The 22,181-nt window shown below is 66.9% G+C and carries 23 protein-coding genes; 20 read left to right on the forward strand and 3 right to left on the reverse strand.

Annotated elements, in window-relative coordinates; genetic code table 11:
* Window positions 1-16 precede the first annotated feature (16 nt).
* Genes rnhA through ispH form a run of 3 tightly spaced genes read right to left on the reverse strand, consistent with a single transcriptional unit; the run spans window position 17 to window position 2,394 of the window.
* On the reverse strand, window positions 17-454 hold the full coding sequence (gene rnhA, locus M2331_RS02615) for a ribonuclease HI (RefSeq protein ID WP_181558845.1): 438 nt from the start codon (window positions 452-454) through the stop codon (window positions 17-19).
* Window positions 451-1,434: a homoserine kinase gene (gene thrB, locus M2331_RS02620; RefSeq protein ID WP_181558846.1), complete on the reverse strand. Its 984-nt coding sequence runs from the start codon at window positions 1,432-1,434 to the stop codon at window positions 451-453. The genes rnhA and thrB overlap by 4 nt, the downstream gene beginning before the upstream one ends.
* Window positions 1,435-1,437: 3 nt before the next feature.
* Window positions 1,438-2,394: a 4-hydroxy-3-methylbut-2-enyl diphosphate reductase gene (ispH, locus tag M2331_RS02625; protein WP_413714902.1), complete on the reverse strand. Its 957-nt coding sequence runs from the start codon at window positions 2,392-2,394 to the stop codon at window positions 1,438-1,440.
* A 255-nt stretch (window positions 2,395-2,649) separates the two neighbouring features.
* Here ispH and M2331_RS02630 point away from each other — a divergent pair, with 255 nt between their 5' ends.
* The 20 genes from M2331_RS02630 to murD all read left to right on the forward strand — a co-directional run bounded on the left by M2331_RS02630 (window position 2,650) and on the right by murD (window position 22,107).
* Entirely contained in the window at window positions 2,650-3,303 is a 654-nt protein-coding gene (locus M2331_RS02630) for a hypothetical protein (protein ID WP_264592259.1), read from the forward strand.
* A 71-nt stretch (window positions 3,304-3,374) separates the two neighbouring features.
* Window positions 3,375-5,102: an arginine--tRNA ligase gene (gene argS / locus M2331_RS02635; RefSeq protein WP_181558848.1), complete on the forward strand. Its 1,728-nt coding sequence runs from the start codon at window positions 3,375-3,377 to the stop codon at window positions 5,100-5,102.
* On the forward strand, window positions 5,102-5,863 hold the full coding sequence (locus tag M2331_RS02640) for an SPOR domain-containing protein (protein ID WP_181558849.1): 762 nt from the start codon (window positions 5,102-5,104) through the stop codon (window positions 5,861-5,863). Before argS ends, M2331_RS02640 begins: the two co-directional genes overlap by 1 nt.
* A gap of 10 nt (window positions 5,864-5,873) precedes the next feature.
* On the forward strand, window positions 5,874-6,890 hold the full coding sequence (gene nagZ, locus M2331_RS02645) for a beta-N-acetylhexosaminidase (protein ID WP_181558850.1): 1,017 nt from the start codon (window positions 5,874-5,876) through the stop codon (window positions 6,888-6,890).
* 62 nt (window positions 6,891-6,952) lie between these two features.
* Window positions 6,953-7,708: a segregation and condensation protein A gene (locus tag M2331_RS02650; protein WP_181561322.1), complete on the forward strand. Its 756-nt coding sequence runs from the start codon at window positions 6,953-6,955 to the stop codon at window positions 7,706-7,708.
* Window positions 7,705-8,322 carry an SMC-Scp complex subunit ScpB gene (gene scpB, locus M2331_RS02655; protein WP_264592260.1) on the forward strand — a complete coding sequence of 206 codons (618 nt, stop codon included), beginning with the start codon at window positions 7,705-7,707 and terminating at the stop codon, window positions 8,320-8,322. The genes M2331_RS02650 and scpB overlap by 4 nt, the downstream gene beginning before the upstream one ends.
* A gap of 95 nt (window positions 8,323-8,417) precedes the next feature.
* Window positions 8,418-8,660: a twin-arginine translocase TatA/TatE family subunit gene (locus M2331_RS02660; protein ID WP_181558851.1), complete on the forward strand. Its 243-nt coding sequence runs from the start codon at window positions 8,418-8,420 to the stop codon at window positions 8,658-8,660.
* Window positions 8,661-8,689: 29 nt separating this feature from the next.
* Complete coding sequence (gene tatB, locus M2331_RS02665; protein ID WP_181558852.1) at window positions 8,690-9,160, forward strand: Sec-independent protein translocase protein TatB; 471 nt, start codon at window positions 8,690-8,692, stop codon at window positions 9,158-9,160.
* Entirely contained in the window at window positions 9,157-9,945 is a 789-nt protein-coding gene (tatC, locus tag M2331_RS02670; RefSeq protein ID WP_181558853.1) for a twin-arginine translocase subunit TatC, read from the forward strand. The genes tatB and tatC overlap by 4 nt, the downstream gene beginning before the upstream one ends.
* Before the next feature lie 95 nt (window positions 9,946-10,040).
* On the forward strand, window positions 10,041-11,027 hold the full coding sequence (locus M2331_RS02675; RefSeq protein ID WP_181558854.1) for a cysteine synthase A: 987 nt from the start codon (window positions 10,041-10,043) through the stop codon (window positions 11,025-11,027).
* A gap of 10 nt (window positions 11,028-11,037) precedes the next feature.
* On the forward strand, window positions 11,038-11,466 hold the full coding sequence (locus M2331_RS02680) for a hypothetical protein (RefSeq protein ID WP_264572193.1): 429 nt from the start codon (window positions 11,038-11,040) through the stop codon (window positions 11,464-11,466).
* 20 nt (window positions 11,467-11,486) lie between these two features.
* Window positions 11,487-12,878, forward strand: coding sequence for a hypothetical protein (locus tag M2331_RS02685; RefSeq protein ID WP_181558855.1), 1,392 nt, complete (start codon window positions 11,487-11,489; stop codon window positions 12,876-12,878).
* A 179-nt stretch (window positions 12,879-13,057) separates the two neighbouring features.
* The gene (locus tag M2331_RS02690) at window positions 13,058-13,555 is read left to right on the forward strand and encodes a division/cell wall cluster transcriptional repressor MraZ (protein ID WP_181558856.1); all 498 of its coding nucleotides are present in this window, start codon (window positions 13,058-13,060) and stop codon (window positions 13,553-13,555) included.
* Entirely contained in the window at window positions 13,555-14,535 is a 981-nt protein-coding gene (gene rsmH, locus M2331_RS02695) for a 16S rRNA (cytosine(1402)-N(4))-methyltransferase RsmH (RefSeq protein WP_181558857.1), read from the forward strand. The genes M2331_RS02690 and rsmH overlap by 1 nt, the downstream gene beginning before the upstream one ends.
* Complete coding sequence (locus M2331_RS02700) at window positions 14,532-15,161, forward strand: colicin transporter (RefSeq protein ID WP_181558858.1); 630 nt, start codon at window positions 14,532-14,534, stop codon at window positions 15,159-15,161. The genes rsmH and M2331_RS02700 overlap by 4 nt, the downstream gene beginning before the upstream one ends.
* On the forward strand, window positions 15,161-16,915 hold the full coding sequence (locus M2331_RS02705; RefSeq protein ID WP_181558859.1) for a peptidoglycan D,D-transpeptidase FtsI family protein: 1,755 nt from the start codon (window positions 15,161-15,163) through the stop codon (window positions 16,913-16,915). The genes M2331_RS02700 and M2331_RS02705 overlap by 1 nt, the downstream gene beginning before the upstream one ends.
* Window positions 16,915-18,342: a UDP-N-acetylmuramoyl-L-alanyl-D-glutamate--2,6-diaminopimelate ligase gene (locus M2331_RS02710; protein WP_181561324.1), complete on the forward strand. Its 1,428-nt coding sequence runs from the start codon at window positions 16,915-16,917 to the stop codon at window positions 18,340-18,342. Before M2331_RS02705 ends, M2331_RS02710 begins: the two co-directional genes overlap by 1 nt.
* Entirely contained in the window at window positions 18,339-19,718 is a 1,380-nt protein-coding gene (locus M2331_RS02715; protein ID WP_264592261.1) for a UDP-N-acetylmuramoyl-tripeptide--D-alanyl-D-alanine ligase, read from the forward strand. Before M2331_RS02710 ends, M2331_RS02715 begins: the two co-directional genes overlap by 4 nt.
* Window positions 19,718-20,788 carry a phospho-N-acetylmuramoyl-pentapeptide-transferase gene (gene mraY / locus M2331_RS02720; RefSeq protein ID WP_181558861.1) on the forward strand — a complete coding sequence of 357 codons (1,071 nt, stop codon included), beginning with the start codon at window positions 19,718-19,720 and terminating at the stop codon, window positions 20,786-20,788. The genes M2331_RS02715 and mraY overlap by 1 nt, the downstream gene beginning before the upstream one ends.
* Complete coding sequence (murD, locus tag M2331_RS02725) at window positions 20,785-22,107, forward strand: UDP-N-acetylmuramoyl-L-alanine--D-glutamate ligase (protein WP_181558862.1); 1,323 nt, start codon at window positions 20,785-20,787, stop codon at window positions 22,105-22,107. The genes mraY and murD overlap by 4 nt, the downstream gene beginning before the upstream one ends.
* Window positions 22,108-22,181 lie beyond the last annotated feature (74 nt).

Here is a 22,181-nt window from a genome sequence, read left to right on the forward strand (position 1 = left end):
CCGGAGGCGCGAAAGCCTAACCCCGCGCCCGCTCCGCCGCATCGCTGGCGAGGCGGTCGGCGCGCTCGTTTTCCGGGTGGCCGGAGTGGCCCTTTACCCATTGCCAGTCGATCCGGTGGGGCGCGACGGCGGCGAGCAGTTCTTGCCAGAGGTCGGCATTCTTGACCGGTTTCTTGTCGGCGGTGCGCCAGCCATTGCGCTGCCAGCCGTGAATCCAGCGGGTGATGCCGTCCTTCACATAGTTGCTGTCCGTGGACAGGATCACATGGCACGGCCCCTTGAGGGCGTTGAGGCCGGCGATTGCGGCCATCAGCTCCATCCGGTTGTTGGTGGTGTGCGCTTCCCCGCCGGAAAGCTCCTTCTCATGGCCGTTGAAGCGCAGCACCACGCCCCAGCCGCCCGGTCCGGGATTGCCCTTGCAGGCGCCGTCGGTGAATAGCTGGACGGTTTTCACGAGGCCGAGCCGAACAGCGCCGCTGCGTCCGTTTCGGCATAAAAGTCGAGGCGCCGCAGATAGGCCAGCGGGTCCTTGCGCGTCACCAGCGCATTGGCGGGCGTGTTGATCCAGTCATAGGCGCGGGTCAGCAGGAAGCGCAGCGCGGCGCCGCGTGCGAGGACAGGCAGCGCGGCATATTCCTCCGCGGTCAGCCCATGCGTCGCGCGATATCCCGCGATCAGCGCCAAAGCCACGGCGCTGTCGAAGTCCCGCCCGTCGGGCCCGAAGCACCAGGCGCCATGCATGATGGCGAGATCATAGGCGCGGATGTCCGTGCAGCTGAAGTAGAAGTCGATCAGTCCGCCGACCTCATCGCCGCGCATCAGCACATTGTCCGGAAACAGATCGGCATGGATGACGCCACGCGCCAGCGCCTGCGGCCAATGCGCGTCGAGATAGGCGAGTTCGGTCCGTACGCGCTGTTCCAGCCCCGGCTGGATGGTATCCAGCGCGCCGCCGCACTCATTGGCGAGGCGGTGCCATCCTTCCGGGCCGAGCGTGTTGGGGCGCTCGCCGGAAAAGCCCTCGGCGGCGCGGTGAAACTGCCCCAGCGCCGCGCCTGCAGACCGGGCCTGCGGCGGGGTCGGATGCGTCACCGACACGCCGTTCAGAAACTCGATGAGGGCGGCGGGCCGCTCGCGCAGCGTCTGCAGTGCCTTGCCCTCGCGATCGTGGATGAAGCGCGGCACCGGGCAGCCGCGCGCGCCGACATGATCGAGCAGATCCATGAAGAAGGGCAGGTCCGCCACATCCACGCGCTTTTCGTAGAGCGTCAGGATGAAGCGGGCGCCGTTGCCGTCCGCGCCGGTCGTGTCGACCAGATAGTTGCTGTTCTCGACGCCCTCGGCGATGCCCTTGGCGGCGAGCAGGGTGCCGACATCGTAGCGTTCGAGGAAGAGCGCCAGCGTCTCGGCCGGCACCTGCGTGTAGACAGCCATGGCTCAGGCCGCTTCCAGGCCGCGCGGCAGCTTGAAGGTGATCGATTCGGTGGTGGTGAGCACTTCCTCCTCGGTCACGTCGAAGCGGGTGGCGAGCTTGTCGATCACGCTGCGCACCAGCACTTCGGGCGCGCTGGCCCCGGCGGTCACGCCCAGCGTCTCGACGCCGGCCAGCCAGTCGAAGTCGATTTCGTCGGCGGTTTCGATCAGGCGGGCGCGCGCGCCGCTGCGGTCGGCGACCTCGACCAACCGCATGGAGTTGGAGCTGTTCGGCGCGCCGATGACCATCACCGCCTGCGCACGACGGGCGATTTCCTTGGTCGCGGCCTGGCGGTTGGAGGTCGCATAGCAGATGTCCTCGCCCTTCGGCGCGGCAATGTCCGGAAAGCGCCGCTCCAGCGTCGCGACGATCTCCGCGGTATCGTCAACGGACAGGGTGGTCTGGGTGAGGAAGGCCAGCGACACGCCGGGGGCGGGCTGGAAGGCCTCGGCATCCGCCTGCGTCTCGATCAGCGTCATCGCGCCGTCCGGCACCTGGCCGAACGTGCCGATCACCTCGGGATGGTTGGCATGGCCGATGAACAGGATGTGGCGCCCGGCCTCCACCTGCCGCTCGGCCTGTCGATGGACCTTGGAGACCAGCGGGCAGGTCGCATCGAGATAATCGAGACCGCGCGCCTCGGCATTGGCGGGCACGACCTTGGGCACGCCATGGGCGGAAAAGACGACTGGCCGCCCATCGGGCACCTGATCCAGCTCGTCCACGAAGATGGCGCCCTTGGCGCGCAGCCCATCGACGACGAAGCGGTTGTGGACGATCTCGTGCCGGACATAGACTGGCGCGCCGAACTTCTCGAGCGCCCGCTCCACGATCATGATCGCGCGGTCGACACCGGCGCAGAAGCCGCGCGGTGCGGCGACCAGAACGGTGAGGGCGGGGCGCTGGCGAGAGGCAGGCATGTCGGGCATATGTGTCGATCCATCCATCCAGTCCCATTAGGGGCATGGCCGCCTGAGGGAAAGCCGGAAGAATGGGTAAGGGCGCAACGGTCATCTGGTTCATCCTGCGGTCATCTGGTCCGGGCGAGGTCTTTGCAGCCCGTCCGGGCGACGTGCCCTTTCGGTTGCGCGCCCGTGGGAGCGCGACTAAGAAGCGCGGACCCGATTGTGCGTGGGATATCCCGCGCGCGCCAGAATGAAGGAATTGGAGCCATCGTGCGGATCGCCGCTCTCTCGAAACCCGCCGTTCTGGCAGCTCTTGTCGCCCTGATGGCCGGCTGCGCGAAGCGCGGCGACATCGACTCCGCCGGACAAGGCATCATCCAGTTCCGCACCGCATGCCCGACCGTGGCCGTGGCCGCGCACACCGGCGACGTTACCCTGTTCGACCCGGCCGACAGCCGCGACGCGCGCGCGATCGACGTGGTCGCGACGCTCACCGATGTGCGGCCGGCTTGCACCACGGGCGAGACCGACATTTATTCCCAGGTCGGCTACAAGGTTGTTGCGGTGCGCCGCGATGCCGGCCCGGCGCGGACGGTCGATCTGCCCGTCTTCGCGGCAGTCGTGCGCGGCGCGACGGCGGTGACCGCCAAGCGCGTCACGATGGTGCGACTGAATTTCGCTGAGGGCGCGCTGCGTGCCGAGGCGACCGGCAGCACCTCTGCCTATATCGATCGCAGTGCGGCGACCCTGCCGCCCGAGATCGAGCGCATGATTACCCGCCCGCGCAAGACGGGCGACCAGGACGCCGCGCTCGATCCGCTGGCCCGCCCGGAAGTGCGCGAGGCGATCCAGCGAAGCAGCTTCGAGCTGCTCCTGGGTTTCAACCTGGCCACCGACCAGCTCCGCTATAACGTGACCCGCTGATATTTTCCGGCGGCCGGACGACCGCAGCATCCTGCAGCCGCGCCGCCGATGCTGACAGGACCGCTGACCCGATGAATATCTTCGCTCGTATTGCCGCCGCGCTGGACGGCCTTCTGGACGACATGGTGCAGGCTGGCGAATTGCCCGCCGGCCTCAATCGCGCCGCCGTGACCGTCGAGCCGCCGCGCGACCCGTCGCATGGCGACATGGCGACCAATGCCGCGATGGTGCTGGCCAAGCCCGCCGGCACCAATCCCCGCGCCCTTGCCGAGCTGATCGCCGGCCGGCTGCGGACGCTCGCGGATGTCGACGGCGTGGAGATCGCCGGCCCCGGCTTCATCAACCTGCGTCTTGTCCGCACTGCCTGGGAAGACGAGCTGGCCGCCATCCATGCAGCCGGCGCCGACTATGGCCGCTCGACCATGGGCAAGGGCGTGCGCGTCAACATCGAATATGTCTCGGCCAATCCGACCGGGCCAATGCACATGGGCCACTGCCGGGGCGCGGTCGTCGGCGATGCCCTGGCGGCGCTGCTCGAATATGCCGGACACAGCGTCATCCGCGAATATTATATCAACGATGCCGGCGCGCAGGTGCAGACGCTCGGTCGTTCGGTGCATCTGCGCTACCGGGAGGCGCTGGGCGAGGCGATCGCGATCCCCGAAGGCTTCTATCCGGGCGAATATCTGATCCCCATCGGTCAGGCGCTGGCGGCGGAATTCGGTGACCGCTACGTCGGAGCCCCGGAAGCCGACTGGCTCGACCTGTTCCGCGAGCGCGCCGTCGCCGCGATGATGGACATGATCCGCGCCGATCTGGCGCTGCTCGGCATTCATCATGATGTCTTCGCCTCCGAAGCGGCCGTGCAGCAGGCCGGCCGCGTCGATGCGGCGCTGGCCCGGCTGGAGGCGGAGGGCCTCATCTATCAGGGCGTGCTGGAGCCGCCGAAGGGTGAACTGCCTGACGATTGGGAGCCGACCGAAATGACGCTCTTCCGTGCGACGCAGTTCGGTGACGATAGCGACCGGCCGGTGCGCAAGTCCGATGGCGGTCTGACCTATTTCGGCACCGACCTCGCATATCATGCCCAGAAGGCCGAGAATGCCGACCAGCTGATCGACATCTGGGGCGCCGACCATGCCGGCACCGTCAAGCGGATCAAGGCCGCCGTGGCTGCGCTGACCGGCGGCAAGGTCCAGTTCGACGTCAAGCTGGTGCAGATGGTCCGCCTGATGCGCAGTGGCGAGCTGGTCCGCATGGGCAAGCGGCTCGGCAATTTCGTCACGCTGGCAGACGTCGTCGAGGAAGTCGGCAAGGATGTGGTGCGCTTCACCATGCTGACGCGCAAGGCCGATGCGCAGATGGATTTCGACTTCGCCAAGGTGGTGGAAGCCAGCAAGGACAATCCGGTCTTCTACGTGCAATATGCCCATGCGCGGATTTCCTCGCTGGCGCGCCGGGTGCAGGAGAGCTTCCCGGACGGTCTGCCCGCGGCGGACAGCGCGCTGTTCGGCCCGGAGGAGCTGGATCTGGTCAAGCAACTGGCCACCTTCCCCCGCGTAGTCGAGGCTGCCGCCAATGCGCGTGAGCCGCATCGCATCGCTTTCTATCTCTACGATCTTGCCGCCAGCTTCCATGGCTGGTGGAACCTCGGCAATGATCAGCCCGAGCGGCGCGTGATCGTCGCGGGCGATGCGGGCCTCACTGCGGCGCGACTGCACTTGAGCGCCGGAATCGGTCAGGTTATCAACAACGGCCTGGCCCTGATGGGCGTCAGCGCGCTTGAGGAGATGAACTGATGTCAGCCGGGGAGCCGAACAACGGTCTCAATCTTGATGACGAGGACCGGCTGCCCTGGCTGGAGCCCGCAGGAATCGAGGAAGAGACCGAAAGGGTGTCCCCGATCCGCATTGTCGGTCTGGCGGTGCTGGGCCTGGTTCTGCTCGGGGTGATTGTCGCCGGCGGCTATCTGTTCAGCAATCGTGATCGCAGCGGCAGCGATGGCTCGGCACCGCTGATCGCGGCGGAGAACAAGGATTACAAGGTTCCGGCCAACGCGTCGGACGCGCGCACCTTCGATGGGGAAGGGGACGAAGCCTTTGCAGCCAGCGAGGGCCGGGAGGCTTCGGGCCGCATCGATGCGAGCCGCGTGCCGGAAGCACCGCGTGACGATTTGAAGCAGACCGGCCCGACCGCGCCGGCTCTGGCTGTCCCGGCGGAGCGTCCGGCGGCAAAGCCCACCGTCATCGCGCCGGTCAAGACGGCCGCCACGCCCAAGCCGGCGGCGCCGGCTCCGGCGAAGGTCGAGGATGTCGATACCTTGACCGGGCCGCGCGTCCAGCTCGGCGCCTTTGCCTCGCGCGCCATCGCCGAGGAAGTCTGGAAGAAGCAGTCCGGCCGATTCGATTATCTCTCGGCCCTCAAACACAGCGTCGAGCCGGTCGAGACGGGCGGACGCACCCTGTATCGCCTGCGCGCCAGCGTCGCCTCCCCGGCGGATGCCACCGCCACCTGCGGCCGGCTGCGCGTGGCGGGCGAAAATTGCATCGTCGTCCGGTGATCTCCGCGCGATGAAGCCGGTCATCTTCGGCCTTGCCGGCGAGCGTGTCAGCGCAGACGAGCGGGCGCTGTTCCGCGCCTGCGACCCGGCAGGCTACATCCTGTTCGGCCGCAACATCGCCGACCGCGCCCAGTTGCGCGCGCTCACCGATGAGTTGCGCGAGATCGCCGGGCGGGACGATCTGTACATCATGATCGATCAGGAAGGCGGCCGCGTCGCCCGGATGCGCCCGCCGCACTGGCCGGACTGTCCCCCCGCCGCGCGCTTCGATGCCCTTTATGATCTCGCGCCCTCAAGCGCCATGGAGGCGGCGCGCTGCAACGCCCGTCTGCTCGGCACGATGCTCTCGGAAGTCGGGATCACCGCCAATGCCGCGCCTGTGCTCGATCTGCGCTATCCCGGCGCGAGCGACATTGTTGGGGATCGGTCCTTCGGCGCTGAGCCGATGCGGGTCGCGGCGCTGGGCCGGGCGACGCTGGAGGGGCTGAGGGATGGCGGCGTCGCCGGCATCGTCAAGCATATGCCGGGCCATGGTCGCGCGCTGGTCGACAGCCATCTCGCTTTGCCCACGGTTTCGGCCAGTGCCGATGAGATGGAGCGCGACCTCGCGCCATTCCGTGCACTGCGTCACGCCCCGGCGGGCATGACCGCGCATATCGTCTACACCGTCTGGGATGCGGATCGGCCGGCCAGCCTGTCGCCTTATGTGATTCGAGAGATTATTCGCGGCGCCATTGGCTTTGATGGCCTGCTGATGTCCGACGATCTCGACATGAAGGCGCTGAACGGTCCCGCCGATGAACTGGCCGAGGCGGTGGTCGCGGCCGGTTGCGATCTCGCGCTCAACTGCTGGGGGCGGATGGACGAGATGACAGCCATCGCCGCGCGCTTGCCGGACATGTCCGACGCGGCGCGTGAGCGGCTGGACCGGGCGATGGCGAGCATCGCCGCCGGCGCCGATCCGGCCTGGCCGGGCGAGAAGGCGATGGCAACGCGCGACGCGTTATTGGCGCTCGCGCCGGCATGAGCGCCAGCCCGCCCGTCCAGCCTGCCAATCAGGCGCCGACCGGGCTGTTCGATGGCGAGTGGATGGAGCCTGTCCGCCGCCTGCCGGGCGATGCCATCCTCACCGTCTCGGTGGAAAGCTGGGAGGGGCCGCTCGACCTTCTGCTGGCGCTGGCGCGGACGCAGAAGGTGGATCTGCGCGAGATTTCCATCCTCGCCCTTGTCGAGCAATATCTGCGCTTCATCGAGGAAGCCGCAGAACTGCGGCTGGAACTGGCCGCCGATTATCTGGTGATGGCGGCGTGGCTCGCCTATCTCAAATCCGGCCTGCTGCTGCCCAAGGAAGCGCAGCCCGAGCCCTCGCCCGAGGAACTGGCGCTGCGCCTGCATCTGCGGTTGCAGCGGCTGGAGGCGATGCGCGAGGCGGGCGCCCGCCTGATGGCGCGGGATCGGCTGGGCCGGGATGTCTTCCCCCGCGCGGCGCCGGAAGGATTGCACCGGCCGCGCGCAATCGTGTGGCAGGCCAGCCTGTTCGACATCATTCAGGCTTATGGGCAGGTGAAGGCGCGGACGGCGCCGCGCATCCACATCGTCCATCGCCGGCCGGTCATGACGCTGGATGAAGCCATTGAGCGGGTGTCGCGGCTGATCGGCATGGAGCTGGACTGGGCCGAGCTGGGCCGGTTCCTGCCCGAGACGGCCGATCCGCAGCTGCGCCGCTCGGCGCTGGCCAGCAGTTTCGTCGCAGCGCTGGAGCTGGCGCGGCTGGGGCGCGTCGAACTGCGGCAGGAAGAGACATTCGCGCCGCTGTACCTGCGCGCGCCAGCGGTGCCGTTATGAGCGCGCCGGCGTCCCATGCTGCGAGCGAGATGGAGCGTCTCGTGGAAGCCGTGCTGTTCGCGGCCGAGGCCCCGCTGACCGTCGCCGAGATCCAGCGGCATAGCGGGCTGGACGGCGATATCCGGGGCTGCCTGTCGGCTTTGGCCGCGCATTATGCCGGTCGCGGGATCGAACTGGTCGAGCGGGGCGGGCGCTGGCATTTCCAGACGGCGGCCGATCTCAGCCATATCCTGCGCCGCGAGCGGGAGGAGCCGCGCAAGCTCAGCCGGGCGGCGGTGGAGACGCTGGCGATCATCGCTTATCACGAACCGGTCAGCCGCGCCGAGATCGAGGCGATTCGCGGCGTGCAGGTCGGCAAGGGGACGCTGGACGTGCTGATGGAGGCGGGCTGGGTGCGCCCGGCGGGGCGGCGAGAGGTGCCGGGACGCCCGCTCACTTATGCGACGACCCCTGATTTTCTCAGCCACTTCGGCCTCTCCAGCCGGCGCGATCTGCCCGGGATCGACGATCTGCGCGCTGCCGGCCTGCTTGATCCGGTCGATCTGGCGATGGAATCGCTGGATTTGCAGGGGAGTCTTGAAAATGACCCACAAGATGAAGAAGATGAGGACTGATCGCCTTATTCGATGAGGCAAGGGCTGATGCCGGGATGGCCATTGCGCTATGGACCCGCAGGGCTTAGTTAGGGCGCATTCACAGGAGATTTCTGATGGGTTTCGGTTCCCCGATTCACTGGGTCGTACTGGTGCTGGTGATCGTGCTGCTGTTCGGCGGCGGACGTATCTCCAGCCTGATGGGCGATGTCGCCAAGGGTATTAAGAGCTTCAAGAAGGGCCTTGCGGATGATGACGGCGATACGGCGAGCGCGGCGAAGCCTGCGCAGCGCATCGATCGCCAGTCCGCAGCCGGCGAGAGCAGCGCGACGCGCGAAGAGCAGAAGCTCGAAAGCTGATCCGGGCGGTCTGATCAGGCCAACCTGGCATGTTTGACATTGCGTCCACAGAGCTGCTGCTGATCGCGGTGGTGGCGGTCCTCGTGATCGGCCCCAAGGATCTGCCGCGCGCGCTCTATAAATTCGGTCAGATCGTCGGCAAGGCGCGCGGCATGGCGCGCCATTTCCGCAGCGGCATCGACGCCATGGTGCGCGAAGCCGAGCTTGAGGAACTGCAGAAGCAGTGGGCCAAGCAGAACCAGAAGATCATGGACGAAACGCGCAATACGGAGTTCAGCGATCCGGCGAGCACACCCGCCCTGCAGGATCATAGCGCGCCGGAACTGCTGGGGGATCGTGACGATAAGGTCGCGACCGATGACGTGCCGTCCCATACCGGCGAGACGGTCGAGGATGCCGGCCCGGCGCACAAGCCCGACGCGCCCGCGAGCGAAAGCATGGCGCAGTCCAGCCTGCCGCTTGGCACTCCCGACGAGTCGAACGGACCGCGTACCGCATGAAGGACATTGACGATACCAAGGCGCCGCTGCTCGATCATCTCATCGAGCTGAGAAAGCGCCTGTTGCGCTGCGTCGCCGCGCTCTTCATTTCCGGCGCAGTCTGCTATTATTTCGCGGGCGACATTCTCGGTTTTCTCGTCGAGCCGCTCAAGCAGGGTTTCGGCAACTCCGTAGGGAAGCTCGTCTATACAAAGCTTTATGAGGCGTTCTTCGTGGAATTGAAGGTTGCCATGTTCGGCGCCTTCTTCATCTCCTTCCCGATCACCGCCAACCAGCTCTGGGCGTTCATCGCGCCGGGCCTTTATGCCAAGGAAAAGCGGGCGCTGCTGCCCTTCCTGCTGGCAACGCCGATCCTGTTCGTCGGCGGCGCGGCCTTTGCTTATTATCTGGTGATGCCGACCGCATTTCACTTCTTCCTGCGCTTTCAGGGTGATGCAGGCGGGATGCAGCTGGAAGCGCTGCCCAGCGTGGACAGCTATCTCAGCCTCGTCATGCAGTTCATCCTGGCCTTTGGCATCAGCTTCCTGCTGCCGGTGCTGGTGATGCTGCTCAATCGCGCCGGCATCGTCTCGCGCGCGCAATTGGTGGGTGCGCGGCGCTACTTCATCGTCGGTGCGGTGGCGGTGGCTGCGGTTCTCACGCCGCCCGATGTGGTCTCGCAGCTCATGCTCGCCATTCCGCTCATCATCCTCTACGAAATGACGCTGATCTTCATCTGGTTTACGGATCGGCGCGCGGCCCGCGAACAGGGCGAGGACGAGCAGGCGCTCGTCCGGTCCGAATAAGCGCGTTCCGGCCGCCTCGGGCGACAAGCTGGGCTTGCGGCGGCCATGCAATCTCCTGCCTTGCCCAGCGCGCTTCGTCGTCCTAGTCAGTCGCTATGACCGTCCATCCCAACACGATCTCCCTCATCGGTAATACGCCTCTTGTCCGGCTGGCCGGGCCGTCCGAGGCCAGCGGCGCCGAAATCTACGGCAAATGCGAGTTCATGAACCCGGGCGCCTCGGTCAAGGACCGCGCCGCCCTGTTCATCGTGGAAGATGCCGAGGAAAAGGGCTTGCTGCAGCCCGGCGGCACCATCGTCGAAGGGACGGCCGGCAACACCGGCATCGGCCTGGCGCTGGTCGCGAATGCCAAGGGCTATCGCACGATCATCGTCATGCCCGAGACGCAGAGCCGCGAGAAGATGGACACGTTGCGCGCGCTTGGTGCCGAGCTGGTGCTCGTCCCCGCTGCGCCTTATGCCAATCCCGGTCACTTCGTGCACACCTCGCGCCGTCTCGCTGAGGAAACGCCGAACGCGATCTGGGCCAATCAGTTCGACAATATCGCCAATCGCAAGGCCCATATCGTCGGCACGTCCGAGGAAATCTGGGCGCAGATGGAAGGGCGGATCGACGGCTTCACCTGCGCGGCCGGGACGGGCGGCACGCTCGCGGGCGTCGGCCTCGGCCTCAAGCAGAAGAGCGAGGCGATCACCATCGCGCTGACCGACCCTTATGGCGCGGCGCTGTATAATTATTACGCCCGTGGGGAGTTGAAGGCGGAAGGCTCCTCGGTCGCCGAGGGGATCGGGCAAGGGCGCATCACCGCCAATCTGGAAGGCGCGCCCATCGACACGCAGTTCCGCATGTCTGACGAAGAAGGCATGATGTGGGTCGAGAAGCTGATGGGCGAGGGGCTGTGCGTTGGCCTTTCCACCGGCATCAATGTGGCGGGTGCCGTGGCGCTGGGGCGCAAGCTCGGGCCGGGCAGCCGCATCGTCACCATCCTATGCGACACGGGCCTTCGCTATCTTTCCACGCTTTACAATCGGGACTGGCTGGTTTCCAAGGGATTGACGCCTTTCCCATGGTTGGCGGACTAGGGAGCGCAAGATGGCGGACAGTCGGCCCGAACGGGAAGCAGTGAGCCGCAAGAGCGACGTTCGCGCCCATCGTGAGGAACTGCAGCGCGTGCAGATCGGCCTAGTCGGGCTGGCCGCGGTTCTGCTGGTCGTTACGCTGGCGAACCTCATCGTCGATGCCGTCCGTCAGGATGGGACGAGCGATACCGCGACGATGTCGAGCGATGCGTCGTCCGCCGCCGCACAGACCGGTGGCGCCAATACGACCGGCACCCCGGCGCCGACCAACAATGAACCGCTGGCGGATCTGGGCGTCACCCCGACCACATCGGACAGCGCCGCGCCCATCCTGCCGTCACCCGTACCCGATCTGGAGCCCGATCCGCAATTGCGTCAGCGCATGGATCAGGACCGCGATCAGGCCCAATCGCAGCGCCCCGCCCAGCAGCAGACGCCCTGAGCCGTCGCCCGGTTGCCGCGATGCCCCGCACTGCCTTGCTGCTGGCGGCGACGCTTGCCCCTGCCGTCCTGTCGCTTCTGCTCGGGCTGACCGGCACCAGCCTGCGGACCGGACGGCTCGATCCGCTCGATTGGCTGTGGCCGGGAACGGCGGGGATCATTCTGGGCGCAATTCTGCTGACGCGCGCCGCCCGCGCCGGGCAGGGTGACCGCGCCGAGGCTGCTCCTGCGAGGCTGCGCTGGCCGACGGTTGCGGCTCTGTGGGTCGTTGTCCTGCTGCCGCCGTTGTGCCTGATCGGGTTGGCATCTGTTCGCCTGCCCTGGGCCGGCATGATCGCGCTCGCGGCCGGGCTGGCCATCGTCGGCAGTCTGTGGGCCTTGGTCGCAGGCCGCTCCCGCCGGGTAAGGCTGGGTTCGGCGCTGGCGCTGTGCGCAGGGGTTGTGCTTGTCGCGAACTGGGCCGTACCGGCCATGCGCAATGCTTCCCAATCGGCCGCCGCCGGGGATCGGCCCAGCGTCGCTTTGTTCTCGGCCTTGCCCTTGCATGATGTCGCCATGGGCGCCGTTCACGGATTGCCGGCGACGCAGTCGATCGGCCTGCGCTCGCCCTTGTTGCGCGCGCTTGACCTCCATGTCGCCCTGCACCCTCTGGATGCGCTCAATGACCAGAGCCTTGTCGGGCACGCGGCGGTGCTGCTGGCCCAGCCGCGCGCGATGGCGCCGGAAGAACTGGTCGCGCTGGACCGCTGGGTGCGCGCGGGTGGACGCGCGGTGGTGCTGGCCGATCCGCTATTGCTCTGGCCGGACCCGCGCCCGCTCGTCCATCCTGGGCGGCCGCCGCTCACGAGTCTGCTCGATCCGCTGCTGGCCCATTGGGGCGTGCGACTGGAGGCTGCGGAATTCAGCGCGCAATCCCATGGCGATGGCCATGGGGGCGAGGCGTCGGATCGGCGCACCTTGGCGTCAGGCGCGTTACTGCAGGTGGCAGGCGCCTCGCGCTTCGTGGTGCGCGAGCCGACGGCCGGCTGCACGCCCGCCGAGCAGGGATTCCTCGCGACCTGTCGATTGGGCAGGGGGCAGGCGTTGCTGGTGGCGGATGCGGACTGGATCGATGACCGCCTCTGGACGCTGGCCTCGCAGGATGGGGCCGACCGCGCGCTGCGCACCAGCGATGCGCCGGACGTTCTCGCCGCGTGGCTGCGCGACGAGCCGCTCTCGACCGGCACTTTCACGAGTTGGGTGAAGGACGAGGCCGCTCTGGTGCGGGGTCTCCGCTTCGCGCTGGCCGCTGCGCTTGTCCTTTCCCTCCTGCTGGCCCTGGTGGTGCGCAATCCCCGCTATTCCCAGCCCATGTTTCGGACAAATATGGGCCATAATGAGAACATAAGAAAAACGGAGGGCGTTTCTCCCTAATCTGCCCAAGATTTTCCCATCATTTCCCACTTTATCCAAGATTCTCCCTTTTCTCCCCGGGGGCGGACTGCTAATACCGCAGGCCTAGGGGCACTCGTATCTTCGCGAGTCTATCAACCGGTCAGCTTGGTGCTTTCCGGAGCGGGAAGGCCTGTGCCCCGCGCAGGGAGTTCGTTGGGGTGTCATCGGCTTATTTCATGGGGAACGGGGCCAGTGCCCTGGACGGCAAGGGGCGCTTCGCGCTGCCGATGTCGTTCCGCTCCGTCCTGAATGAGCACAGCACCCAGCCCGGCACCATGCTTGTTCGGGCAGACCCCACCCGCAAATATGTGTCGCTTTTCGGCAGCAAACAGCTCGATTTCTTTCAGAACAAGTTCGACGAGGCCGCCCGCATCGCCATGACCCGTGGCGAGGATTTCGACGCGGAAATGGCGGACGCGAACTTCTGGAGCACCATCAAGACCGTTACCATCGACTCCGGCGGCAGGTTCACCCTGCCGCCGGCTTTTCGGCGGTTGTACGGCATCACCGACGCGCTCTTCATTGTGGGGGGCGGTCGCCTCGTCCAGCTTTGGAGCCCCGAGCGCTTCCTCGCCGAGAATTCGGCGAACCTGCTTGCCATAGAGGAATGCGAAACCTTCCTCGATGAGCTCAAGGCCAAACGGGAGGAGCGCTGATGAGCGCGGCTTCCCTTGCGAACCCGCCGGCCGAGCCGCACCGCCCCGTGCTGCTCGACGAAGTGCTGGACGCGCTTGCCATTGCCCCTGGCGAGCGTCATGTCGACGGCACATTCGGTGCCGGCGGGTACAGCCGCGCCATGGCCGCGCGCGGTGCGCGGGTCTTCGCGATCGATCAGGATCCTGATGCCATTGCAGAAGGGCAGGCGGTCGTCGCAGCCAGCGAGGGCGCGATTACGCTTCTCGCCGGCAATTTCGCGCAGATGGAACGGCTGCTGGCTGAGGCCGGTGTCGACAGCGTGGATGGCGTGACGCTGGATATCGGCGTCTCCTCGATGCAGCTCGATCGCGAGCGGCGCGGCTTCTCGTTCCGCTTTCCGGACGCCCCTCTGGATATGCGGATGAGCCAGTCCGGCGAAACGGCAGCCGAATTTCTCAATCGCGTCGATGAGACCGAGCTGGCCGACATCCTCTATCATTATGGCGAGGAGCGGCAGTCGCGCCGTGTCGCGCGTGCCGTCGTGGCGGCGCGCCCGCTGGCGACCATCGGCGATCTCGTCGGCGCGGTCCACAAGGCGCTCGGCAAGCGGCCCGGCGACAAGACCGATCCGGCGACACGGACTTTCCAGGCGATCCGCATTCACCTCAATGGCGAGCTGGATGCGCTGGAGCGTGGTCTGGATGCCGCCGAGGCCGTGCTGCGCCCGGGCGGCCGGCTGGCGGTGGTGACCTTCCACAGCCTGGAAGATCGCATCGTGAAGAATTTTCTCCGTACGCGCAGCGGGCAGGAGGGTGCCGGCTCGCGCCACCGGCCGGAAGTCAAATCCGCCGTGCGTCCGACCTTCCAGAAGCCCGCGCGCGCTGTTCGCCCCGGCGATGCTGAGCTCAAGTCCAACCCCCGTGCGCGCTCCGCAACGCTGCGCAGCGCCATCCGAACTGAAGCCCCTGCCATGCACCAATCTGTGGGAGCACGATCATGATCGCCATCAAGCGCTTGCAAAGCATCATGTGGATTCTCGTGGTCGCCATGGGGGCGCTCGCCGCCTATCTGATCAGCCTGCAGGTGGCGACGGAGCGGAACGCGGTGCGGCATACGATCGACCAGATCCGCTGGACCCGCGCCGACATCCGCTATTTGGAGGCAGAATTCGGTGCGCGGGCAACCATGCGTCAGCTCCATGCTTGGAACACCAGCGATCTGCGCCTGTATGTGCCGGCGCCCGCGCAATATCTGCCCAATGAGCGCGCGCTCGCCAATCTGGACCGCATGGCGCCGGTGACCGGCGGCTACAGCCCGCCGCCCGTCATGACCGCGATGGCCCAGAATACCCCGCCTGCGCCGGTCGCGGCAGTGGTCGAAAAGCCGGCAGCGCGAAGCGGCGCTGATGTCGCTTCGGAATTTGCGTTCATTCGCACTGCCTCGGCTGCCGAGCCGCGGCCGCCCGTGGCGGAGGTTAAGGCGAAGCCGGCAACGCGCGCGCCGGCAGAAGCTGCGGCGCGCCGCACTGTCGAGCCTGATCCGGCCTCCCGTAAGGCAGCCCGGCTGGCCCTGCTCGACAAGAAGCTGCTGGGCGGCCCAGCTCTAAGTGAAGCTATGGTGCCCTGATGGCCACCATTTTGGCGCGGCCGGAGCCGCGTTCCGAGACCCGGAAACCGACAGATTTGGTCACGGTGGCCCACGGCCGCATCATGCTCCTCCTGCTTATTTTCGCCGCGATCACAATGGTGATGGCGGCGAAAATGGTCTGGATGGGCATCGACGCCGGCACCCAGGCGGAGCGCATGGCCAGCCCAATCCCGATTCCCGGTCGCGCTGACATTGTCGACCGCAATGGCGTGCCGCTGGCGCGCGATATCGATGGCTACGCCATTGCCGTGCGCCGCGACCGCCTGCTCGGCGATCCGCGCGATCTGGCCAAAAAGCTCCACGCGATCTTCCCCGATCAGTCCGAAGCGGATTTCTACGCCAAGCTGACCTCGGGCGGGCAGTGGAACTACCTCCGCACCCGTGCCGTCCCGCGCGACGTCGCCGCGGTAAATGCGCTGGGCGAGATCGGCATCGAGTTTCCGCGTGAGGCGGAGCGTCTGTATCCGCAGCGCACGCTGGCCGCGCACCTTATCGGTTTCGTCAATCGGGACGGGTTCGGTGCCATGGGTGTCGAGCGCGCGTTCGATGACCGGCTGACTGACGAAAAGACGCGCGGGCAGCCGCTGCAGCTCTCCATCGATAGCCGCGTTCAGGCCGCGCTGGAGGAAGAGCTTTCGCTCGGCATGGCGGAGCAGAGCGCCAAGGGCGCCGTTGGCATCGTGCTGGATTCGCGCAATGGCGAAGTGATCGCGATGGCGTCTCTGCCCACGTTTAATCCCAACCGCCTGGTGCCGGTCGAGGCGCCGATGGTGATGGGCCCGGACGGCCAAATGCGCCGGGGCCAGATCACCTGCGACATGTCGCCGCGCTGCAATCGCGTGGTTCAGGCGCGCTACGAGTTGGGATCGACGTTCAAGCCGCTGTCCTTCGCCATCGCCATGGATGCGGGCGTCATCGTCAGCATGAGCAAGCGCTATGATGCCACGGCGCCGCTGCCGGTCGGGCGCTTCACCATCAAGGATGACCATCCCCTGGGCCGCTGGCTGACGGTGCCGGAGGCGCTGGTCCACTCCAGCAACATTGTCACGGCCCGCATCGCCGATGAAATGGGGCAAAAGCCGCTTGAGGCTGCCTATCGCTCGCTTGAGTTCGATCGTCCGGCCACCGTGGAGCTCCGCGAACAGGCCGGCACGCTGTTCCCGTCGCGCTGGTATCGCACGACCATCATGACGACGGCCTATGGCCACGGCATCGCCGTGACGCCGATGCATCTGGCGAGCGCATATGCCGCTCTGGTGAATGGCGGCATCTGGCACCCCACCACCGTTCTCAAGCGCAAGCCGAATGAACAAGTGGCCGCCCGCCGGGTGTTCTCCGAGCAGACCAGCGCGAAGATGCGCCAGTTGCTGCGGATGATCGTGCAGACCGGCACCGGGCGCAATGCGGATGCCGAAGGCTATCGCGTCGGCGGCAAGACGGGCACGGCCGAGAAGCCCAAGGATGGCGGCTATGCCCGTCGCTCGCTGGTCTCCACCTTCGCTGCGGCTTTCCCGATGGAAGCGCCGCGCTACGTCGTCATCGTGATGATGGACGAGCCGCAGGGTAGTGCGCGCTACCCGGGCATCCGCACGGCCGCTTATACGGCGGCCCCGGTGGTGAAGTCCTTCGTGTCGCGCGCCGCGCCGCTGCTGGGCGTCTATCCCGAGGCGTTCCGCGACGTCGACATTTCTGAGCTGACCCCGTTGGTCAAAGACGAAGAGGTGGCCGAATGATGCGCCTTTCCACGCTCGTGCCCGATTCGATTGATCCGGCCAAGGATGCCGAGGTGAGCGGCTTCGCGCTGGACCATCGCAAGGTGGCGCCCGGCGCGGTGTTCGGCGCGTTTCGCGGCGCGCGGGTGAACGGCGAGGACTTCATCGACGCCGCCATCGCTGCGGGCGCCGTGGCTATCGTCGCGGCGCCGGATGCGCGCGTGGCCGGCGTCCCTCACATTGCCGCCGAGGAACCGCGCCGCCTGTTCGCGAGCCTCGCGGCGCGCTATTACGCGCCTTATCCGCAGACGCTGGTCGCGGTCACCGGCACCAACGGCAAGACCTCGACGGTCGAGCTCACCCGGCAGCTTTGGCGCATGATGGGCCATGGCGCCGCGTCCATCGGCACGCTGGGCGTGACGACCGCCGTGGATCAGGTTTCGACCGGCCTCACGACCCCGGACGTGGTGACCTTCCTCTCCAATCTCGCCGGGCTCGCCAAGGAAGGCATCGACCATGTCGCCTATGAGGCGTCGAGCCATGGGCTGGCCCAATATCGCGCCGAGGGGCCGCGCGTCGCGGCGGGCGCCTTCACCAATCTGAGCCGCGATCATCTCGATTATCACGGCACCATGGATATGTATTTCGCGGCCAAGATGCGGCTGTTCGACGAGGTTGTCGCCCACGACGGCGTCGCTGTCATCTGGGCCGATGACGAGCGCTCTGCCGAAGTGATCGAGCATGTGCGTCGCCGGGGCTTGCAGTTGATGACCGTCGGTTCGGCCGGCGAGACGCTGCGGCTGGTGACGCAAACGCCGACACATCTCGGGCAGACGCTTATGATCGAGGCCGAGGGCGGCACGCACAAGGTCGATCTGCCGCTCATCGGCGCCTATCAGGCCGCCAATGCGCTGGTTTCCGCCGGATTGGTCCTCGCAACCGGCGGCGCGCTGAAGACGGTGCTGGGCTTGCTCTCGCGCGTGCAGCCGGTGCGCGGTCGGCTGGAACGCGCCGTCATCACCACTGCCGGTGCGCCGGTTTATGTCGATTATGCCCATACGCCCGACGGGCTGCGGGCGGCCATCGAAGCGCTGCGCCCGCATGTGCGCGGTCGGCTCATCACGGTGTTCGGCGCCGGCGGGGATCGCGATGCCGGCAAGCGCCCGCTGATGGGCGGCGTTGCCAGCGACCTGAGCGATGTCGTGATCGTCACCGATGACAATCCGCGCGGGGAAGACCCACAGGTGATCCGCGCCGCGATCATGGCCGGCGCGCCGGGCGCGCGGGAGATTGGCGGGCGACGGGCTGCCATCGCTGCCGCCATCGCCGAGGCCGGGCCGGACGATATCGTGCTGCTGGCCGGCAAGGGGCATGAGCAGGGTCAGATCATCGGCGATCGCGTGCTTCCGTTCGACGATGTCACCGTGGCGCGGGAATGCGCTGCATGAGCTTGTGGACCTCCGACGAGATCGCCGCAGCGACCGGCGGGGCAGCCTCCACGGCCTTCGCGGTGAGCGGCGTCGCGTTCGACAGCCGGGAGGTCGCGCCCGGCGATCTCTTCGTCGCGCTGCATGGCGAGAGCGCGGATGGTCACGCCTATATTCCTGGGGCGCTGGCGTCCGGCGCATCGGGGCTGCTGGTGGATCGGGCGGTCGAAGGCCCCTGCGTCCGCGTCGCCGACACCGCGAAGGGCCTCGATGACCTTGGCCGTGCCTCGCGCGAACGGACGTCGGCAAAGATCATCGGCGTCACCGGCTCCGTGGGCAAGACCGGCGTCAAGGAAGCGCTGTTCGCCGCCTTCGACCGGATGAGCCAGGGCGCCGCCCATCGTTCGCTCAAGAGCTATAACAATCATGTCGGTGTGCCGCTCTCGCTGGCGCGGATGCCGCGCGAGGCGCGTTATGGCGTGTTCGAGATGGGCATGAATCACGAGGGCGAGCTGCGCGCGCTGACCGCGCTCGTCCGCCCGCATGTCGCCATCGTCACGACGATTGCGCCCGCGCACATCGAGTATTTCGGGACGGAAGAGAAGATCGCGCTGGCCAAGGCGGAGATCTTCGAAGGCCTTGTCGAAGGCGGCACGGCGGTTATCCCCGCCGACTCGCCCCATGCGCCGCTGCTGACAGACCACGCCCGTCGTCACGCCGGGCAAGTTGTCACCTTCGGGCGCGATTCCGGGGCGGATGTCCGACTGATCGACGAAATGTCCGTGGGCGCTGCCGGCACCCGCATCACCGTGCAGACCCGCGCGGCGCGCCTCAGTCTGGTGGTCGGAATGCCCGGTCGCCACTGGGTCAGCAATGCGCTGGGCGTGCTGGCCGTGGTCGAGGCGGCCGGTGGCGATCTGGCGCAGGCTGGGCTCGCGCTGGCGGAAATGACCGGGCTGCCGGGCCGGGGCGCGCGCCGCCCCATCGCAACCGCGGACGGTGGCGAGGCCTTGATCATCGATGAAGCCTATAACGCCAATCCCGCCTCCATGGCCGCCACATTGGCCCAGCTTGGCGAGGAGCGCGCGCAGCGGCGGATCGCGATACTGGGCGCGATGAAGGAGCTTGGCGACCAGTCCGCGCCGCTTCACGCGGGGCTGGCGCAGGCCATCCGCGATGCGAGGGTGGATGTGGCGCTTCTGGTCGGCGAGGAAATGGCACCGCTCGCCGATGCTCTGGCCGGCGAAATTTCCGTCGAGCATGTCGCAAATGTCGATCAGGCCGTTGAATTCGCACGCTTAACGGTCAAAAGCGGTGATGTCGTGCTGGTCAAGGGGTCCAACAGTGTCGGACTTTCGCGACTTGTCGAACAGCTCGCAGCAAGCGAGGTGGCCTGATGCTTTATTGGCTCGCTGAACAACTGAATTTCCCAGGCATCTTCAACCTGGTCCGCTACCTCACATTCCGGGCCGGCGCCGCGATCATGACGGCGCTGATCATCGGGCTGGTGATCGGTCCCCGCTTCATTGGCTGGCTGCGTGTCCGCCAGGGCAAGGGGCAGCCGATCCGTGAGGATGGGCCGCAGACGCACTTCGTCAAGCGCGGCACGCCGACCATGGGCGGGTTGATGATCCTCGCCGCCATGGCGAGCGCGGTGCTGCTGTGGATGAACGTCACCTCGGTCTATATCTGGGCCTGCCTCATCGTCACGCTGGGCTTTGGCGCCATCGGTTTCATGGACGATTATGACAAGGTGACCAAGGCGAGCCACAAGGGCCTCTCCGCCCGGGCGCGCCTGCTGGCGGAATTCGGCATCGCCGGTTTCGCCACCTGGCTGATCGTCAGCCAGAACGGCACCTTGCTGTATCTGCCTTTCTGGAGTGGCGGCGCGCTGGATCTCGGGCCGCTTTATTATCTGTTCGGCGCCTTCGTCATCGTCGCCTTCGGCAATGCGGTGAACCTCACCGACGGGCTGGACGGGCTGGCCTCCATGCCGGTGATCGTGGCGTCGATGGCCTTCATGCTCATCGTCTATCTCGTCGGCCGCGCCGATTATGCGGCCTATCTCGGCATTCCCCATGTGCCGGGCGCGGGCGATCTGGTGATCCTCTGCGGCGCGATTGTCGGGGCATGCCTTGCCTTCCTGTGGTTCAACGCGCCGCCGGCGGCGGTGTTCATGGGCGATACCGGCAGCCTCGCGCTGGGCGGCACCATCGGCGTGATCGCGGTCGCGGCCCATCACGAGATCGTGCTGGCGGTCATCGGCGGCATCTTCGTGGTGGAGGCGATGTCGGTCGTCATTCAGGTGTTCTTCTACAAGCGCACCGGCAAAAGGGTGTTCCGCATGGCGCCCATCCATCATCATTTCGAGCAGCTTGGCTGGCCCGAATCCACGGTGGTGATCCGCTTCTGGATCGTCTCCTTCGTCCTCGCGCTCGCGGGCCTAGCGACTCTGAAGCTGCGATGATCATTTCCCCCGCCTTTGCCGGCAAGCGCTATGCCGTTCTGGGGCTGGCCCGCTCCGGCCTCGCCACGGTCGATGCGCTGGCCGCCAGCGGTGCTCATGTCATCGCCTGGGACCAGCGCGAGGATGCGCGGGCACTGGTGGCCGACAAGGCTGAGCTGGGCGATCCGATGGAGATGGACCTGACCGGGCTGGACGCGCTGGTCGTATCGCCGGGCGTGCCGCTCAACCGTCATCCGGTCACATGCCGCGCGCGCGCCGCCGGCGTGCCGATCATCGGCGACATCGAGCTGTTCGCGCTGGCACGGTCGAGCCTGCCGGCGCATCGCGTGGTCGGCATCACCGGCACCAATGGCAAATCAACCACCACGGCGCTGATCGATCACATCGTGCGCACGGCGGGGCTGCCCTCGCGCATGGGCGGGAATATCGGCCTGCCCATTCTCGCGCAGGCACCGCTGCCGGAGGGCGGCGTCTATGTGCTGGAGCTTTCCAGCTATCAGATCGATCTGACCTTCAGCCTCGATTGCGACGTGGCGGTGCTGCTCAACATCACGCCCGATCATCTCGATCGCTATGATGGCTTTGAGGGTTATGTCGCGTCCAAGCAGCGCCTCTTTGCCATGCAGTCGCCCGATCATCCGGCGATCATTGCGGTGGATGACGCGGTGACGCGGCGGATCGCCGATGCTCTGCCGCAGACCGTGCCGGTGACAGCCCAGTCGATTGCGGCCGAGGACCAGTCGCGCTGGCCGGCCTTGCAGGGGCCGCACAATGCGCAGAATGTCGCGGTCGCCAAGGCCGTGGCCGATGCGCTGGGCATTGCGCCCGAGACGACGGCGCAGGCACTGGCCAGCTATGTCAGCCTGCCGCACCGCATGCAGCGCGTGGCCGAGATCGACGGCGTGCTGTTCGTCAACGACAGCAAAGCCACCAACGCCGCCTCGACCGCGCCGGCACTCGCTGCCTGGCCGCCGGTGGATGGGCGGCCGCGCATCCACTGGATATTGGGCGGTCTCGCCAAGTCGGATTCGCTCGATGAGTGCGCGGCGGGCTTCCCCAACATCGCGCGGGGCTACACCATTGGCGAGGCGGGGCCGCTGTTCGCGCGGCTGCTGGGCGAGGCATCCGTGCCCGTCACCGAATGTGAGCTGATGGTGACAGCGGTCGCCGAGGCGGCCGCGCATGCGCAGCCGGGCGATATTGTCTTGCTGTCGCCAGCCTGCGCGTCTTTCGATCAATTCCGGGATTTCGAGGCGCGGGGCGATGCCTTTGCGGCCGCCGTGGCCGCGCTTCGTGAGAAAGCGGGGGCAGTCACATGAGCGAGCGCGGGGACGAAGGCGTGGTCTTGGTCGAAGGCGAGGCGGCGAAGCCCGTTACCGCGCCGCCGCTGGAT

The sequence above is a fragment of the Sphingobium sp. B10D7B genome, assembly GCF_025961955.1.
Classification (GTDB): domain Bacteria; phylum Pseudomonadota; class Alphaproteobacteria; order Sphingomonadales; family Sphingomonadaceae; genus Sphingobium.